Origin of the sequence: Kineosporia sp. NBRC 101731, assembly GCF_030269305.1 — a bacterium.
In the GTDB taxonomy this organism is placed as follows: domain Bacteria; phylum Actinomycetota; class Actinomycetes; order Actinomycetales; family Kineosporiaceae; genus Kineosporia.
Genome location: NZ_BSTC01000036.1, coordinates 1 through 1,606, shown reverse-complemented (window position 1 = coordinate 1,606; position 1,606 = coordinate 1). Strand labels below are relative to the sequence as shown.

The following is a 1,606-nucleotide window of genomic DNA, read 5'->3' as shown; positions in this document are numbered from 1 at the left end:
CCCCGTCTGTCAGGGTGAGTTGAGGCCAGCGGCTCAGAACAACCCTTTCCCTTGACGGGGCGAGATCCGGAAGTCCTGCGTTGAGTGTCGATGTGTCTGGGCCGGTGGCCCAGGATGGTTCCATGAGCAGCAGGAAGCCCCGGTCTGGCGGCGCGCGGGCGCGCCGCTCGTTCACCCCGGCCCAGAAGCTGGAGTTGCTGGCCGGCTACGAACAGGCCCTGGCTGCCGGAGAGGGCGGGGCCTGGTTGCGCCGCGAGGGCCTGTACTCCTCGCTGATCACCGAGTGGCGCAAGGCCCGCGACGCCGGCCTGCTGCAGGGCAAACCTGCGGGCGAGTCGGTGGGGCGCCCGAGCCCGGAGCAGGCTGAGATTGCCCGGTTGAAGCGGCAGTTGGAGGTGAGTGAACGGAAGCTGGCCACGACTCAGACAGCATTGGAGATCATGGGAAAAGCGCACGCGCTCTTGGAGGCCATCTCCGAGAGCGAGGACCGCGACGATCAGCAGATCCCGGACGCTTTCCGCAGCGGCAGCCGGGGCGTGAACAGGCGCGCACGCTCCTGATGGGCGCGTTCCGGGCGCTGACCGCGGGCGGCCTCAGCACCCGCCTCGCCTCGCAGCTGACCGGCCTGCCCCGCGCCGCCGACGCTCGGGACCGAGCCCGTCCCAGCCCGGCGACCACAACCGTGCCGGCCCCGGCCAACGCGTTCACCCCAACCGAACGTGAGCAGGTCATCGCGGCTCTGACCAGCGATGATCTGGTCGATCTGGCCCCGGCTCAGGCCTACGCACGATTGCTGGACCAGGGCATTTACCTCGGTTCGATCTCCACGATGTATCGGATCCTGCGTGCCCACAACCAGGTCACCGAACGCCGTCGGCAGGCCCGTCACGCACCTCGGGCACGCCCGGAACTGGTCGCCGACGGGCCAGGGCAGGTCTATTCCTGGGACATCACGAAGTTGAAAGGACCGGTCAAGGGCGTCTATTACGACGCCTACGTGATGATCGATATCTACTCCCGTTACATCGTGGGAGTGAAAGTCCATGCACGGGAATCGGGTCCGCTGGCCGAGGAAATGATGCGCGAGGTCTTCGGTGTTCATGGCATCCCACATGTCGTTCACGCCGACCGTGGAGGATCCATGACCTCCAAATCCGTCGCCGACCTCCTGGAAGACCTGGGCGTGACCCGATCACATTCACGGCCGAAGGTCAGCAACGACAACCCTTACAGCGAAGCCTGGTTCAAGACCCTGAAATACGCGCCGGTCTTCCCTGACCGGTTTCCCACCCTCGCCTCGGCCCGAGCGTTCCTGAACGAGTTCGTCAGGTTCTACAACCACGCCCACCGGCATTCCGGGATAGGCCTGCACACCCCGGCCGATGTTCACCACGCCCGCACCCCGGCCGTTGACAGCGTCCGCGAGCAGACGCTGAGCGCGGCTCGCGCCGCGCACCCCGAACGCTTCACCACCACGCCGGTCCTGCCCAAGATCCTGCGCCTGCCCACCAGCGCCTGGATCAACAAGCCCGCCGAACCCGAACCCGAACCCCGCCTGACACCAGTCGGTTAACACCCGCTGGCCTCAATCCCTTGACACTTACCG

1 protein-coding gene is annotated in these 1,606 nt (G+C 66.4%); it reads left to right on the top strand.

Going from position 1 to position 1,606, the window contains the following annotated elements; genetic code table 11:
• The first annotated feature begins 122 nt into the window (after nt 1-122).
• A protein-coding gene (locus tag QSK05_RS35980) for an IS3 family transposase (protein WP_502879887.1) occupies nt 123-1,573 on the top strand; the annotation gives its coding sequence in 2 pieces (ribosomal slippage) (nt 123-453 and nt 453-1,573; 1,452 coding nt in all).
• Nucleotides 1,574-1,606 lie beyond the last annotated feature (33 nt).